We start from the raw sequence: 14,357 nt of genomic DNA, 5'->3' as shown, positions 1-14,357 counted from the left end.
GAAGACGGTCAGCGCGCTCATCGGGCACCCGCCGTTCGATTCCTGCCGCCCGCCGGCCTTTGAAGCGCTGCGTACCGCCTGATGTTGGGCCACCAGATCCTTCGCCGCGTCCTTACCCGCGGTGGTGAGGTGCTTGGTGAGCGCGGGCAGGCGCCCCAGTGCGCGCCCTAATTGCATTCGGGCCAGCGCGTCATCGACGTTGCCCGACGGGGTCACTGATAGCAGGGTGTCGACCTCGGCCTGGGGTAACCAGCTGAGGTTGTCCCCGGTCGCGGTGAATGCCAGGAACGTGACTTCCTCGGCGACCTGGGTGACGGTGGTGGCGGAGCCAAAAATGCTGATTTCCAGTCGGTGCCGCACCATGAGCAACGTGGTGACCTTACTGACCGCGCGAGTGCGCATGACCCCGGCGCGGCGGGCGGGCCGGGCCACCGGGTCGAGCCGAGAGTCGAGTGCGGCGTCGAGGACGTAGCGGGAGAGGGCGTCCACCGTGGCATCGGTGCGGTTGAGCACGCTGTGACCGACGGGCACGGGCAGAGATCGGTGAAAGTCCAGACGCTTGCTTCTGGTCAGTGGTAGTTGGTCACGCACGGCGGCGGGGAGGGTATCGACATTTGCGGTGAACCCGTCGTCGGTATCGCTGGTGGCGGCACCCATGAGCGATAGCGCTGTGCGCGTGAATGTTTCGACATCGGCTGGACCGCCGAGGGCACGGCGCACCTCGGTCAGGGCCTGTTCGACGGTGTCCGGTTTGAGGCCGGCTTGCCGGAATCGTGAGCGCGACACCTTCTCTCGCTCGGCCGCGTTGGTCCACTCGACCTCGACCTGTTCGGCCAGGGACTTGGAGGTGGCCTCGGCGAAGTCGAGGGTCAACTGCTCGGCTTCCTTGCCGCGTAGCAGCAGCGATTCCCAGATGGCCTTCATCACGGTAGTGGAATCAACAGGGATGGGTACTGACACGCCGATGCTGCGCTTGATGTGCTCGTGGCGGCGGATGAGGACCTGCAGCACGATGCCATCAATGCCGTTGTCCTCGCCGTAGTACGTTACGGTGCGGACCGTGGGGGCTTGCTGGCCAAATCGGTCGACGCGGCCTTCGCGTTGTTCGTGACGGGTGGGATTCCATGCGAGGTCGTAGTGGACGACGGCGGTAAAGCCGTCCTGCAGGTTGATGCCCTCGGCGAGGCAGTCGGTAGCGATGAGCAGCCGAGGGCCGTCGTGGTTGCTCAACGAGTCGACTCGGGACTCGCGTTCGTCCGGCGGGAGGGTCCCGGTCACGGCGTCGATCTTGAGGTCTTTGACCTTCGATAGGGCTGAGGCTAGGTGCTCGGCGAGATAGTCGGCAGTGGGGATGTAACGGCAGAAGACAATAGGGTAATAGCCCTGGTCAAGCAGTTCCTTCGCCAGCGGGATAAGGCGTTTTAGCTTCGCGTCTGATCGCGGGCCCTTCAGCGCTGCAGCGGCAGAAGCCAATTCGCGGAGGCGTCTGCGAGCCGCAGTGTTGGGTGTGTCGCTCTCACCGGTGTCGGCGCCAACTGTGACATCTTCGGCTTCGAGAGTGTCATCTAGGTCTGTGTCTAGGACGCGCGGTTCGGCGTAGGCATCGACTTCGTCCTCGTCGTCGACAGCGGCGACTGCGGAACGGTTGAGGAGGGTTTGTTCGGCAGCGGCAGGGCTCGATGCCAAGCAGCGCAACAGCGCGATGGCCGACCACCAGCGAACGCGTTGCCGTACCGCGCTCAGCTTAGGATCAGCGACCTGTTCGCGAACGTATTCCATTACGTCGTCAAACAGTTGGCGGTATCCGGCGGTGAGTTTGTATGCGGTTTCAGTCGTCTCGCGTTCCGGAAATGGGGTGTCCTCGTCAAGGTATTCGCGAATGTCGGCGCGTTGCCGTTGGATCATGAATCTAGCGAGCAGCTTGCGGTCGTCTTCACGGTCGCGGCCGGAGAGATCAGCCGGCAGATTCCCGAGCCGGTCGTCGAGCAGGCCGATCAGCGACTGCCAGGCGGTGTCTTCGCCGCTGTGCGGGGTCGCGGTGAGCAGCACCAGGTGGCGCTCGGGCTTATCGGCAAGCTTGCGCAGCAGTGCATACCGGAGGTGGGCCTGGGAAGATTTTCCGACGGCTGTGGGTGCCACACAGGTGTGCGCCTCGTCGACGATCACCAATTCTGGGCAATGCCAAGCGAATTCGTCGCGGCGAGACTTCTGCTTGATGAAGTCGGTCGAGATCACCAGGTAGGGGTGGTGCTGGTACACGTTGGAGCCGAACGGGACTCTGCGCATCAGCCGGCTGACGGTTGACGGCAGGAGCAATTGCGCGTCGATGCCGAACTTGTGTCGAAGTTCGCTCTGCCACTGTGGGGCTAACTGGGGTGAGCACAACACCGCGAGGCGCTGAGCTTCACCCGTGGCAAGCAGCTCCGCGGCGATGAGGCCAGCCTCGACCGTTTTGCCTACGCCGACACCGTCGGCGATCAGCAGCCGGGTGACATCCTGGTTAGCGGCCATCATCAGCGGAACCAACTGATAGTTGCGGGGCGTCACGGCCAGGCGGGCGAACGAACGGAACGGGCCGCCGCTGGCACGGAACGATAGTCGGAGCGCGTCACGCAGTAGGCGAGCCCGACTGGCATCCCCACGGTCGTCGACGGTCGGTGGATCAAACGTGGCCGCTGCGAATTCATCGACGCGTGGTAACAGCACGGTGGTTTCATGGTCGTGTCCACCCAGTGGGCGGACCAAGAGCGTGCCTTCGGGGGAACCGGGTAGGACGAGCCAGTCCCTGCCACGGGCATTGACCAGGCTGCCGGCCGGGTAGTCAATTGTCGTCATGCGTTAGCCTTCGCTATGCCAAAGATGCCGCTATGTTCAGCGATAGTCTTGAGCCAGTTAATGTTTGATTCTTCGTAATGAAATCGCAGCACCAGCCAGCCGGCCTCGTCTTCAAGCTTCATGCGTGCCTGCTCGTCCTTCTCCTTCTGACGCGCGGCGTCATGAACCGGCCCGTCGACGAAGATGGCGACATCCATGCCATCGGTGTGATAAGCAAAATCCGGCCGCACGTAGTAGCCGTCGACGATCTTCTGGGCATCGTCGGGCAGTCGGTAACCGTGTTGATCGAGTAATACGAGAAACTTCTTCTCTAGCTCGCTGTCGCAGGCCTGCTTCAGGCGTTCGAGCTGCTCCGCGCGACCTTCGCCGCCAGCGCCAACTTCGACACTCGCTACGGCGAGTCGCCGTAGTAGATCTTTGACGGAATGCCTATCCAGGTGTTGGTGATCCCACTGATTGCTGTAGGAAAGCAGGCAGTCGTAGCAGGCTTGTGCGCAGTCTTCGATCGCGTGTGGCGCTCGGTGCAGATCTTCTCCCGAATCTGCATCAAAATGAAGTATTTGAAGAGCTTTTCGTGCCACCAGGCGTAGTTGACCGTCCTCGGTGGCGAGGCGGCGCAGGACGCCGGCTCCGCCCTCAGCGGCTTCGAAGAACAGCAGCCGCGACCAAGCGTGATCGCCGTTATTGCTGGGCAATGCCTCGACGGCGAGCTCAGAGTTCTCCAGCTGGTAGACAGCTTCGATGCCGCGTTTGAGTGCGTACATCGCGGCCATCCGCTGATCTTTGGGTATTGACGGGTCGAGCTTTAGTAGCAGCGCGTTGCGGTGGTCCTCGACGTGGGGGATCACCCTTTGATATCGCGGGGCTTCTCCGTGCACGTTCTTGGCAAGGTCGGCCTCTTTGCACCAGCGCCCATCGACGGTGTCCAGCACGTACCCGCGAACATCTTTGTCCTTGCGGCGGCGTAGACCGACATTCATCCGGCGGATCAGCGCGGTATCGCCGTAGGTCATCGTGCCGAGTTCCTCTAGCCCCTCGGTGATAGTGCTGGTGAGTTGTCCTGCTCGGACGCCGTGGGGCACAAACCGAATGGCCGTCACGATCTCGTGCCCGGCGCGCTGGCGTTCTTCCTCGTCTGCGCTGATCCGGTCGCGACGTCGAGTCTTGACTGACAGCAGCCGCATTAAGTTGGACATCGTGCTTTCTAGCGGGAATGGCGCACCGCAGTGTTGGCAGAGATCGGGCTCGGTGGACTCGTGGAGATAGCCACAGGAGGCGCAGCGCTTTATCTCGGTGATGTTGACACCAGTGCCGTCGTCGCGTGCGGGCAGGCTCACGCGGTTGACTTCGTAACGCGCCCCCTCGTGGTAGATGAAGGCTCCGGGGCCGAACTCGCTGATCGCCATGAATCGGGGTCGCTGAATGAAGTCGCCCTCACCGCCGCTGCGGGTGCGGCGCTCGGCGGGGATGAAAGCCGAGAGTGGCAGTCGGGGGAACGAGTAGCCTGGCAGGAAGCCTTCTGATGCAAAATAACGGTAGGTGTAGAAGTCGCCCTGGAACACGTCGTCGACCTGTCCTTTGAGGAGGTCGAGGGCGGCGCGTGCTTCCGAAATACGACCGCGTGCACGCTGTTTCGAACTTTCGGAGGCACCAATGGTCTTCAAAATTTGATTCGCGCTGTCGAGTTCGTTTTGTGCTTCGCGGTAGAGCCCGCGCCATCGGTCAGCCGCGCGGTTGAACCGAGTCGGCGCCTGATCGACGGTGTCAGTAATCCAGGTCTCCGTCCACCATGGAGCGGAGGTGACTTCGGAGGTGGCTGTCAGGACTTCCGTGATTGCGGCGATGGCGGCGGTGCGACTCGACGATGATTCGATCGTCGTGAGCACTTCGGTGCGTAGCGGTTCGCCGGGCTTGTCGATCTCCAGGAGGTCAACCATGCTGGCTTTGAGGTCCAGCCCGCAGTTAACCAACCAGATGGAGTGGGCGTGTGCTCGCACTAGATCTTGGTTGCCGAGTTCAAGCCGCGGTGGTGCGACCGCTCCTGCGACCATGTCCTGGCTGCGTCGGAAGTAATAGGCGTCGTGTGCGTTGCCCGTCGCACAGTAGGTCAGAGCAATTGCCGGCTGTCCTGAACGTCCGGCCCGTCCGGAACGCTGCGCGTAGTTGGCTGGCGTGGGTGGAACATTGCGCATGCCAACAACATTGAGGCTCTTGATGTCGACCCCGAGTTCCATCGTGGGAGAGCAGTAGAGCACCGGAAGGCGGGCTTCACTAAATTCTTCTTCCCGCTTCTGGCGTTTGGACGCCTCGACCTGAGCGGTGTGTTCCCGTGCTTCCAAGCCGATGAGCGCTTTGGCGGTCTCGGCATACAGGGCACGGAAGTACGGATTGACCCTGCCCTTTGTTTGATTGCTGCGGAGGGGGTCCTGCGCACGATGTTCGCCGGTGTCGGGATGCCATGCGATGAGATCAGCGCGCAGCTGGTAACCGTTGGGCCGTTTGGGAATCCGAATCCGCGCCAAGATCCCAGCGCCCGCCATGACCTCCATCAGACTCTCGATTTGGGCTTGGGCGTCGGCCGTCTTGAGCACATGCTGGAAGCCGGGAAAGCGGTTTGGCCGTCGCAACCAGCGCCCGTACGCGCCCAGCCCGGATACGTAGAGGTCGGCCCCGATACCGGCCACCCCTTTCGGTCGACCGCCGGGGTAAGCGACGCCGCTGGACGTGCCAGCGTCATCGGAGATTGCCCAGGGGTCCTTCAACCACTCCCTGCTGGCGCGCCTGACAGAATCGAATTTCTCGTCTGTGAGGAATTCGGTATCGATGCAAAGGTTTCTGCGGAGCTCGTCGAGTAGGACATGCATCACCTCTCGGCGAGTTTGACCGCTAGCGCTAGCCAGCGGTTCGCCGCAATTCGTCCACTTGCCGTCGTTGGCCGCGAGTTCGTCAACGCCCTCGTAGGCCAGGCGCAGCTGGCCGGTCTGTTCAAGGTTCGGCATGGTGATGCGCCAGCCGCGTTTGAGGTCAGCCCATAAGCGGTAGGTCACGACGTCGCGGAGCGCGCGAGCAATTTTCTTTCGGGGGATATGTTCGTCCGCGGTCTCCTCGTCTCGCGCGAAGAACTTCAAGCTCATTCCAGCGAGCGCTTTTACCACCTCGGGTCCGAGGTTTTCGTCGGTAAGTGGTTCTCCGGGGTTCTGCTCCTGGTAGTCGGAGGCCGCGCGGTAGAGGGCTGAGCGGATGAGGCCAACTAGTACGAAGTCATTGAAGTGACCGGCTTGAAGACTTGCGTCCTGACGGTTGTCGCTGAACGCCAGGAATTTTCGTGCGTCGTCGTCTAGGTCGGACTCGCCTCTGAGGGCTCTGACGACTGATTGGGACAGTACAGTTACGGCACTCGCGCGGCCTTCTGTGCCTAAGCTGGCGACGCGCGAAAATTGCGACTGGCGGGTGCTCTCGTAGCTCGTTTTGCACGACGGGCAGAACTCGAGACGCTCGAAGAATGCTACCGGCATGCCGTCGTCTGTGATCGTGCCGAATTCGTCGACGCGTAATGAATTGGGCAGCTTGGTGATTCGGGCCTTATCCAACACTCCTCCGGTCCCGCTGGCGACTACCCAATCCTCTGGAACCAGATCGAGCAACGCGGGATCGTGGGGATCCGGCCAGGGCGCCTCGGTCAGAAGCAACAGGCCGTCGGCCTCCGGGTGTTCGACCAGGTCGGAATTCGGGATGCGTGGGGTGAAGCTCTCACCGCCCCGCTCCAAGTTGACGACCAGGTATTCCTGGCCGCATTCACGGCAGAACGCCAACGGAAACAGGGGTTGGCCCGAAGGGCGGTTGGGTGCGCTGCGCTGGTATTGCGTCGTGAGGAAGCGCTTGGCCGGCGGTTCAAGGGTGGTGTAGACGGTGTCGCCCTTGCCAATGAATTGGTGCAGCTTGAAGGCGAAGAGCGAGCGGCCCTGCGGGTCCCGTGCGCGCGACCCGGCAAGTAGCAGCTCCTGCAACTTCGCGCGGCAGGCCGCCTCATCGACGCCAGTCTCGTTGTGAAGCATTTTAGCGGCATCGCTGAGTTTGGATGGTGGTCGCCGGGCAAGTTTGCCTTCATCGTCGGCGTGCAGACCGAAGTGCTGCTCTGTCCAGACGGCGAGCTGATCTTGTCTTAGTTCTTGCCATCCGGTGGGGGTTTCCGTCGTTAGCCGTGCCGTGAGCGCCATCGGATCAGCCTCGCCCGTTGTCGCGCGCCGCAGTGTCTCCCCAACGATGTGGCCGGCGGGGATCTCGACACCGAAGATGCGGGTTGCCAGTTCGGCGACCTGCTGACGTTGTTCTGCTTTGGTTCCAGGTCCGGCAAGGGTCGCGCTGGTGCCGATGCATTGGACGTTGTCTGACTTCATCGCGCCGCGCAGACGGCGAACGAGCATCGCCACGTCGGCGCCCTGCCGACCACGATAGGTGTGCAGCTCATCCAGCACCAGGAATGAAAGGCCTTCCGCGCTGTTGATAAGTCGCTTTCGCTCGTTCGGACGGGTGAGCATGAGTTCCAACATGACGTAGTTGGTCAGGAGAATGTCCGGGGGAGAGGCGAGCGTCTTCTCCCGGTCTTCCCTGTTCTCCTGCCCGGTGTACCGGGCGAAGGTGACCTTCGGGTTCGTCTTCCCGAGGAACTTCTCGAGTTCATTGCGTTGGCTATTAGCCAGGGCATTCATCGGGTAAACGATGATCGCCCGTACGCCCTTGCCGGAACCTTCGCGCAAAACGCGGTCGACGATCGGCACGATGTAAGACATCGACTTGCCCGATCCCGTCCCGGTCGTTAGCACGTAAGACTCGCGGCGGTTGGCGATCTCGAAGGCGTCGGTTTGGTGGCGGTGGAAGGCGATCGGTCGACCGGCGGCATCCTGCTCAGTTCGTGCGCGAAAGATATTGACTGCTTCGGGGTGCAACACTCCCTTCTCCGCGAGGTCACCGACAGTGCCGCCCGACTCGAATGCGGGGTTGAGGGCGAGCCAAGGTTCAGGCCATAGCAGACCACCCTCGATCTCCGTCTCGACCTTGGCGCGGATCTGCTCGTCCTTGATGTCGAGGAAGCCCTTGACGAAGCTCTCATAGTCGTCCAGGACCTCGTCGAGGACACCGAACGCGTCCATGAGGCATACCCCCTTGCGTGCCACCATTACGTAACTTATGTGACCATACTGGTGACACCCGACACATTCGATGCAAATTCGTGGCATGGCGGGCAAACAGTCCTCCATGGCTGGTCATCGAACCGCACAACGGATGGTTCCGGGAGATGATCACTTGTACCGAATCGCTTAGATAAGGCTGAAATACATTGTGGTGAGATGGTATTGATGCTGTACGTACGGCGCGAAGTGGTGCGAGTCAGGCTGACGTCCAGTGCAGTGACGCCTGGCGATGCGCACCTCGAAGCAAATTTCCTTCTGCTTTGGGCGGCGCATTTCGCATTTTGACCCTGAGGGTTCAAGCGCTTGGACGCACCTACACCGAGCCTGCCGTGCGCTGTGCCGTCGCCGGGCTCTGAACTCGAGTGGGTAGGCGGATATTGTCGACAGACCGATGAATGGGGAGGAATGATGGCGCTGGTTCGTGAGTTCCAGGAGGTTGGCTCGGATCGGAACGGGGTCCACAAGCCAGTTCTGTGTGGCTGGAGGACGTTCCGAGTGGACGATGAGACCATTCTTCAACTCGATACCTATGGCTCCGACGAGCGCCAGATACCTAATAAGGTGTCGCAGTCATTCCAGTTTGACCGTGAGGGTGCTGCGGTTCTGTTGAGGTTGATCCGCGACGTGTTTGGCGAGTTGTAGGGTCTCACGGGAGCCACCGGTTCGGCGAGGGTCCTACATGCCGGTGCGTCGCAATTATCTGCAGCCGAAGCAAAGCGTCATGTCAACTTCGTCCCACAATCGGGTGTTCGCCACGCCCTGTGTGGAGCTGTTATCTGAGCACGCTGGTCCGAGGGCGTGCATTCGCCTAGGCATCTGCGCCGGGTCTCCGGAACGCAGCTCGAGGCCGAAAGATCCGTGGTAAACAGATTCGTCGGAGGACTCGGGCAGATCCATCCGATCGAGTGTCGGCTTGGTAATTGGGGGAGATCAAGTGGCTGCGCGCCTGACCAAGGGCGACCGCCTCGAGCGGTTGATAGATCAAACAAGTAGACGCGTCGCGGGGATTCCGAAGGATACGCGGTCACTCAGACAGATGCCCTTCAGCAGACTCGGAGTGCTGGTACGGGCCGCCGGGTATGAACGTGGTTCAGATAAGTTTCTGGAACTCCTTGGAGATCGCCTGCGCAACAAAGGGATTGGGTTCTCGCCCGAGTTGACCGATCCGGCGAATACTGTGAAGACCCGAGTCTACTTCTTCGACGCGAAGCGCCCGGTCAAAGGGTTACGCCCAACCTATGAACTGTTCAAAGAGGAGAAGGATCTGTCACGATTCCTCTGGCTTAACAAAGACGTACTTTCATACGCCAAGAAGAACAATCTCAAGATATTGAGCCGGGAAAAGCGCCTCTCGAACGGCGTGATCATCGATCTCCTTGCCGAAGACACCAAGACAGGCGTCCTTGTAGGAATTGAGTTGAAAGCCGAAGAAGCCGACGATCGTGTGGTCGGACAAGCTGCGAAATACATGAGGGCCCTCAAGCTGCAGGCGAACGCCGACGGTCGGCCAGGCGCACGGTTGCTCATCGTTACCGGGCAACCTGACGACGACCTGGCCGAACTCGTTCAGGACGATGCAGAGCAGTTCGGAGTCCCAACAGATTGGTTGCTTTACCGTGTTCGGCTCGAACTCACGGAAGCGTAGTGAGCAGCCCGCCCTCACGCGCCGTCGAACTCGATGATGACTTGTTCGAACGCATCTGCTCCGTCGTCAAGCGGAGTGACGAGATCGTCACGCTCAGCATCAAGCGAATCAATAAGATTGCCGCAGTTGATCGTTCGGGTGTGCGCGTCGAGACCGCAAGGTCGGAGCGTCTTGGGACGGGACCACAACTCGTCCCAGCGTGGATGATTGTCAGGGCATGGCAGCACCTACGCAGCCGGGGCGAGTTGACTCAGGACGAGCTGCTAAACGACCTCAACGTCAAGCGCTCAGCGTTCGTCTGCGCCCTGCTGGCCCAGTTCGAGGACGTGGTAGTTAAGTCCGCGCGCACAACCACCCTGCAGTTCGTTGATGATCGGGTGAATTGATACCGCCAAGGCGATTCCGACCAACCCAACTCTGAAGGTCGAAATCATCGACGGCTCAATCGATCCCGCCATGCGCGATGACACGGTGGCCTTATCCCGGCCGGCTGCGTGTGTCGCCAACGCAGACGACTTCGCGGGTACGGGTCCGAAGTACTTGTCAGAAGTCAGCGGGTTATCTGCCAAGCGAGCAGGTATTGGTCACCTGCTTGATCGATGGCTTTGCCCCGCTCATTCAGGATATGACCGGGAGCCCGGGTTAGCTCGGCTCGTCCACACCCTCAGACCGGACCGGTATAGCCGTTCCCACGTGCCCAGGCGACAACCAAGGACTTGGTGTCCGGACACATGGTGTTTACGGCTGCGGTCAGGATGATCGCCGCCTCGGTCGGTGCGAAACCCGTCCTGCGTAGCTTGCCGAGCACCAACGAAGGTGACACGTCGTTTCGGAGGTCGTGGCAGAGCTCCTTGCCGATACCGATCATGTCGGTGATCGACGCGTAGCTCACCCCCGAGTTGTCCAGCTCGGAGATGAAGTCGTACTGGTCGGCCCGAGCGGGACCCGACAACGCCAATGCCCCGCATGTTGCGAGCACTGCCGCAATAACCGCATGTCCGCGCATTTTTCCCCCTCGCATCGCGCCGAGGAGCAAAGAATACGATTGGCCACCGACAAGAAAATCCCGACAGCGAGAGGCGCAGGGGCCGGCGTACGAGGAAGTCGAACAGCTGTGCAGGGGTTTGCTGCCCGGACTACACGAATCCTTGATTGACCAGAATCGCGCCTTGCGTCGTGACCACATGTGCCTGTCCAGAACCGCCAACAACGCGGCACCAACTCTTCACATCGAGACGGTTCTGCACCAACGTGATGTCGAAGCCCCCGTACATCCCGGGCACGGGGAACCATATGCGTTGGCCCGGTACCTCATGCAAGATCTCCACGGGAGGGTATCGCAGGACTCGTTGCGGATCGCGGCCGTCATAGAGCACGCCGCAGATGCGGCTGTCGATGACTTCGGCGAGGTGCCACTCGAGCGCGCGGACTTCGTATCGCGCCAGGGGAGAAGGCGGTGGCTTGAGATAGCGCGTGCGCAGAATGAGCGATTTACGCTGTTGTGCGGCAATGTCTTTGGGGTGATCCGCCTTGAGGTCCCGTTCGCACCGGATGTCGTGGGCGGTGCGTCCCCGTGCATCGGTGAGTGACTTCAAGGCGCCACGCCTGATGAGTTCGGCGGCGACTTCGTTGGGTGCGCCGTGCCAAGCGGCTTGGTGCAAGACGGTGAACCAGGTGGTCCCGCCGGGCCGCCACCCATTAATGTCCACGTGTAGTTCGTCGTCGTCGAGCAGTTCGAATACTGTTGCCCAGTCACCTACTTTGGCCGCATCGGCGCATTCATGACTCGCCGACACGTCGTCGTCGAACAACAGGTCAGGGTCGAGTATCCCGCGCCAGACGAAGGGTTCGTCGGCCGGTACGTTCTCTGGCACAGTCATGACGTTCCCTCCTTCCGCGCAGTCATCGAGTATCTGCGAGGCTAAGCCAATTCAAGGTTCGGGCATGCCTGCCCCGCCGAGGAATACCGTCGGTGCAGATCGTCCCGCCCTTTATGTAGCTCGCCATGCACAAGCGGGGTTGTCCGCCGGGGCGGCGCGTATGGGCCATGCCGCGCATTTCCGTGTCACCCGGTTCTTCACGGCCACGTGCTGGGTGGAAGTCATCAGCGAAAGCGGATGGTTTGCACGCTTGCCAAGCTGGAGCGGCGCGACCAATACGAATACTTGGTTGGGCCGCGCGCGGAAGAACACGTCCTTCGGCGTCGCCCCCGCTGTCAGGTGAGTGGAAAGCCGTGACAGACTCCGCCGCGGACGGCGTTTCATCAAAGTCGGTGAGCCAAATGAGTCAGTGAGTTGCTAACGACGGTGCTAGTGCGAATCTTGACTACATGTCACCGCCGCGTTGTTCAATCGTGGAATGGCGGAAATTGAGTCGACGCGGCCGCGGGCCCCAACCCCGCGCCTGCTGAATGGCGCCGAGCGCTGCGTCTACCACACGCTGACCGACCAACTGCAACCCAACGACGTGGTGATCCCCAACCAGCGCGTCACCGACCATCTCAAAGACCACGACGTCGACTTCGTCGTCGGCATCGAGGGTGCCGGCATCGTCTGCCTGGAGGTCAAGGGCGGTGAAGTCTGGCACGACGGCGAAGGCTGGTGTCAGATCCGCGGCGGCAAGCAATTCAACATTGAGCCGATTCGCCAGGCACGAGAAGCGTGCTATGCGTTACGGAGCTACGTCGAAAGCGACCCGCGCTGGACGCTGGGACGACTACGTTGGGACCACATTGTGGTCTTGCCCAACGTCGAACTCCCGCTAAACTTTTCCCTACCGGAATGCCCCCGCTGGAAAATCATCGACCGAACCGATTTGCCCACGCTCGTACACAAACTGCGCAGCGTCCTCATCCGTCAGGAACTAGATCGGCCGCTGCTCACCGAGGATGGAATCAGCCAACTCGGCACCGTGCTGAGCGGCAGGGGATTACCGCAACGCGACGTCGTGGCCCGTGCGCTGGCCAACGAGGACGTAGCCGACACCCTCACCGGGCGTCAATCGGTCATCCTCGACGCCATCCGCCTCATCAACCGGGTGGAAGTGCGCGGCGGTGCCGGCAGCGGCAAGACCTTTCTGGCCATCAAGCAGGCCCGCCGGCTTGCACAGCAAGGTCAACGGGTAGCACTCGTATGTTACTCCCACGGCCTGGCGTCCTACCTTGAGCGCGTCAGCGCGGCCTGGCCCCGGCGCCAGCGACCCGCCTACGTCGGTGAGTTCCATGCCCTCGGGGTGCTGTGGGGCGCACCGGAAGGCCCGGACGAATCGTTGCGCACCGAGCAGACCGTGCAATTCTGGGAACATGACCTGCCGCAGCAGATGGCCGAGCTGGCAGGACAATTGGCGCCCGGCCACCGCTACGACTCGATCGTGGTCGATGAAGCGCAGGACTTCGCCGACGCCTGGTGGGACCCGTTGCTCGGAGCGCTCAAGGACGAGGAATCAGGCGGACTCTACGTCTTCAGCGACGAGGGGCAGCGGGTTTTCAGCCGGCACGGCTCCCCGCCGGTTCCGCTGGTGCCTTTGATCTTGGACCACAACGTGCGCAACACCAAGCAGATCGCCAACGCGTTTCAGCCGCTGGTCGATCACCCGATGCGTTTCCTCGGCGGCGACGGCGCCGCCGTGAAGTTCATTGGCTGCTCGCGCGAAGATGCCATGGATTTCGGCGACGACGAGATCGACCGACTCCTGGACGAGGGATGGCGCCCAGCAGATGTTGCTCTGTTGACCACCGGCAGCCGACACCCCGAGCAGAAAGAGCGACAAGCCGCGGGTAACGCCGCCTACTGGGACAGCTTCTGGGATGCAGAGCAGGTGTTCTACGGACATGTGCTGGGCTTCAAGGGACTTGAGCGACGCGCGATAGTGCTCGTTGTCAACGAGCAGTCAGCATTCGAGCGCTCGCGGGAACGCCTCTATGTCGGACTGTCCAGGGCTCGCGATCAGCTTGTGGTGTGTGGGGACCCAGCTTTCATTCGAGAAGTTGGAGGGCCGGATCTCGCTAGCCGGCTGCAGCTGCCTGCGGATTAGAGTTCCGGCACCGCCGGCACATGGTCGGGCGGTGTACGCTCGGCACGCCGCCGTAGGACCTCATGCTGTGAACGTGACTCAGGGACGGAGACGTGCGACTTCCTGGTTTTGCATCGCAACTCGTTGAGTCGGGCGATTGTCGCGTCGTATTCGAGTCCCTGCTCGATGAGCCAGCACCCGACCACGGTGGAGGTGCGACCGCGCCCTCCCCAGCAGTGAACGTAAATAGTTCTGCCCAAATTGATTTCGTCGTTGATCCGCGCCAGGATGTCGTCATAGCCAGCGTCGTCGATGACGTGATTGTCGGGGATGGGGTGGCGGTAGCGCCGGATCGATCGGCCGTTGCTGGCGGTGATTTCGTTGAGCAAGTGCGAGTAAGGCTCGAGCGGGTACAGCGTTGGCTTGCGAAGCAGTTTCGACGCAATTGATGTGCATGCCCGGACGGGCGTCGCAGCCGGCAACGGCATCGCCTCTCAGCGCAGGACTGGGTCCTACCAGCGGGCGAATCTCAGTTGCGATGTCGCGAAAGCCTTTGTTATTTAGCAGATTTCGAAGGCGTGCGCGGATCTTCGGTGCTCTTATACGACTCGGTCTGACAGCAACTCTTTGCCGCGTAAGAGCTGTACCAATAATTGGTATCATTGCGCACCTGG

At 61.4% G+C, this 14,357-nt stretch carries 9 protein-coding genes; 4 read left to right on the top strand and 5 right to left on the bottom strand.

Translation table 11 applies throughout. The features are described from left to right. Both AWC08_RS14860 and AWC08_RS14855 read right to left on the bottom strand, forming a co-directional pair. Positions 1 to 2,835 (bottom strand): helicase-related protein (locus AWC08_RS14860; RefSeq protein ID WP_085087908.1); only part of this gene is annotated, 2,835 nt, incomplete at its 3' end. After that, entirely contained in the window at positions 2,832 to 7,985 is a 5,154-nt protein-coding gene (locus AWC08_RS14855; RefSeq protein WP_069432882.1) for a DEAD/DEAH box helicase, read from the bottom strand. The genes AWC08_RS14855 and AWC08_RS14860, both read right to left, overlap by 4 nt. Positions 7,986 to 8,522: 537 nt before the next feature. Here AWC08_RS14855 and AWC08_RS37600 point away from each other — a divergent pair. The 3 genes from AWC08_RS37600 to AWC08_RS14840 all read left to right on the top strand — a co-directional run bounded on the left by AWC08_RS37600 (position 8,523) and on the right by AWC08_RS14840 (position 10,058). Continuing rightward, positions 8,523 to 8,669, top strand: coding sequence for a hypothetical protein (locus tag AWC08_RS37600; protein WP_197521979.1), 147 nt, complete (start codon positions 8,523 to 8,525; stop codon positions 8,667 to 8,669). Between the two features lie 292 nt (positions 8,670 to 8,961). Beyond that, on the top strand, positions 8,962 to 9,672 hold the full coding sequence (locus AWC08_RS14845; protein WP_142283591.1) for a PDDEXK family nuclease: 711 nt from the start codon (positions 8,962 to 8,964) through the stop codon (positions 9,670 to 9,672). Further along, positions 9,672 to 10,058, top strand: a complete 387-nt coding sequence (locus AWC08_RS14840; RefSeq protein WP_069432884.1) for a hypothetical protein — start codon at positions 9,672 to 9,674, stop codon at positions 10,056 to 10,058. Before AWC08_RS14845 ends, AWC08_RS14840 begins: the two co-directional genes overlap by 1 nt. A 278-nt stretch (positions 10,059 to 10,336) precedes the next feature. Here the strand turns inward: AWC08_RS14840 and AWC08_RS14835 are convergent, their stop codons facing one another. Both AWC08_RS14835 and AWC08_RS14830 read right to left on the bottom strand, forming a co-directional pair. Beyond that, the gene (locus AWC08_RS14835; RefSeq protein ID WP_069432885.1) at positions 10,337 to 10,678 is read right to left on the bottom strand and encodes a DUF732 domain-containing protein; all 342 of its coding nucleotides are present in this window, start codon (positions 10,676 to 10,678) and stop codon (positions 10,337 to 10,339) included. Positions 10,679 to 10,808: 130 nt separating this feature from the next. After that, the gene (locus AWC08_RS14830; RefSeq protein WP_069432886.1) at positions 10,809 to 11,552 is read right to left on the bottom strand and encodes an ankyrin repeat domain-containing protein; all 744 of its coding nucleotides are present in this window, start codon (positions 11,550 to 11,552) and stop codon (positions 10,809 to 10,811) included. 478 nt (positions 11,553 to 12,030) lie between these two features. Here AWC08_RS14830 and AWC08_RS14825 point away from each other — a divergent pair, with 478 nt between their 5' ends. After that, on the top strand, positions 12,031 to 13,704 hold the full coding sequence (locus AWC08_RS14825) for a DEAD/DEAH box helicase (RefSeq protein ID WP_069432887.1): 1,674 nt from the start codon (positions 12,031 to 12,033) through the stop codon (positions 13,702 to 13,704). Here AWC08_RS14825 and AWC08_RS35340 read toward each other — a convergent pair. Beyond that, positions 13,701 to 14,072: a protein-tyrosine phosphatase family protein gene (locus AWC08_RS35340; RefSeq protein ID WP_232007752.1), complete on the bottom strand. Its 372-nt coding sequence runs from the start codon at positions 14,070 to 14,072 to the stop codon at positions 13,701 to 13,703. The genes AWC08_RS14825 and AWC08_RS35340 overlap by 4 nt on opposite strands. Positions 14,073 to 14,357 lie beyond the last annotated feature (285 nt).

This window comes from Mycobacterium gordonae (assembly GCF_002101675.1).
Taxonomy (GTDB): domain Bacteria; phylum Actinomycetota; class Actinomycetes; order Mycobacteriales; family Mycobacteriaceae; genus Mycobacterium; species Mycobacterium gordonae.
This window is presented reverse-complemented; position numbering and strand designations above follow the sequence as displayed.

Bases quoted from the DNA above. Each gene is read 5' to 3' on its own strand.
- AWC08_RS14855 (WP_069432882.1), bottom strand. From the start codon at position 7,985: ATGGACGCGTTCGGTGTCCTCGACGAGGTCCTGGACGACTATGAGAGC.
- AWC08_RS14835 (WP_069432885.1), bottom strand. From the start codon at position 10,678: ATGCGCGGACATGCGGTTATTGCGGCAGTGCTCGCAACATGCGGGGCA.
- AWC08_RS14830 (WP_069432886.1), bottom strand. From the start codon at position 11,552: ATGACTGTGCCAGAGAACGTACCGGCCGACGAACCCTTCGTCTGGCGC.
- AWC08_RS14825 (WP_069432887.1), top strand. From the start codon at position 12,031: ATGGCGGAAATTGAGTCGACGCGGCCGCGGGCCCCAACCCCGCGCCTG.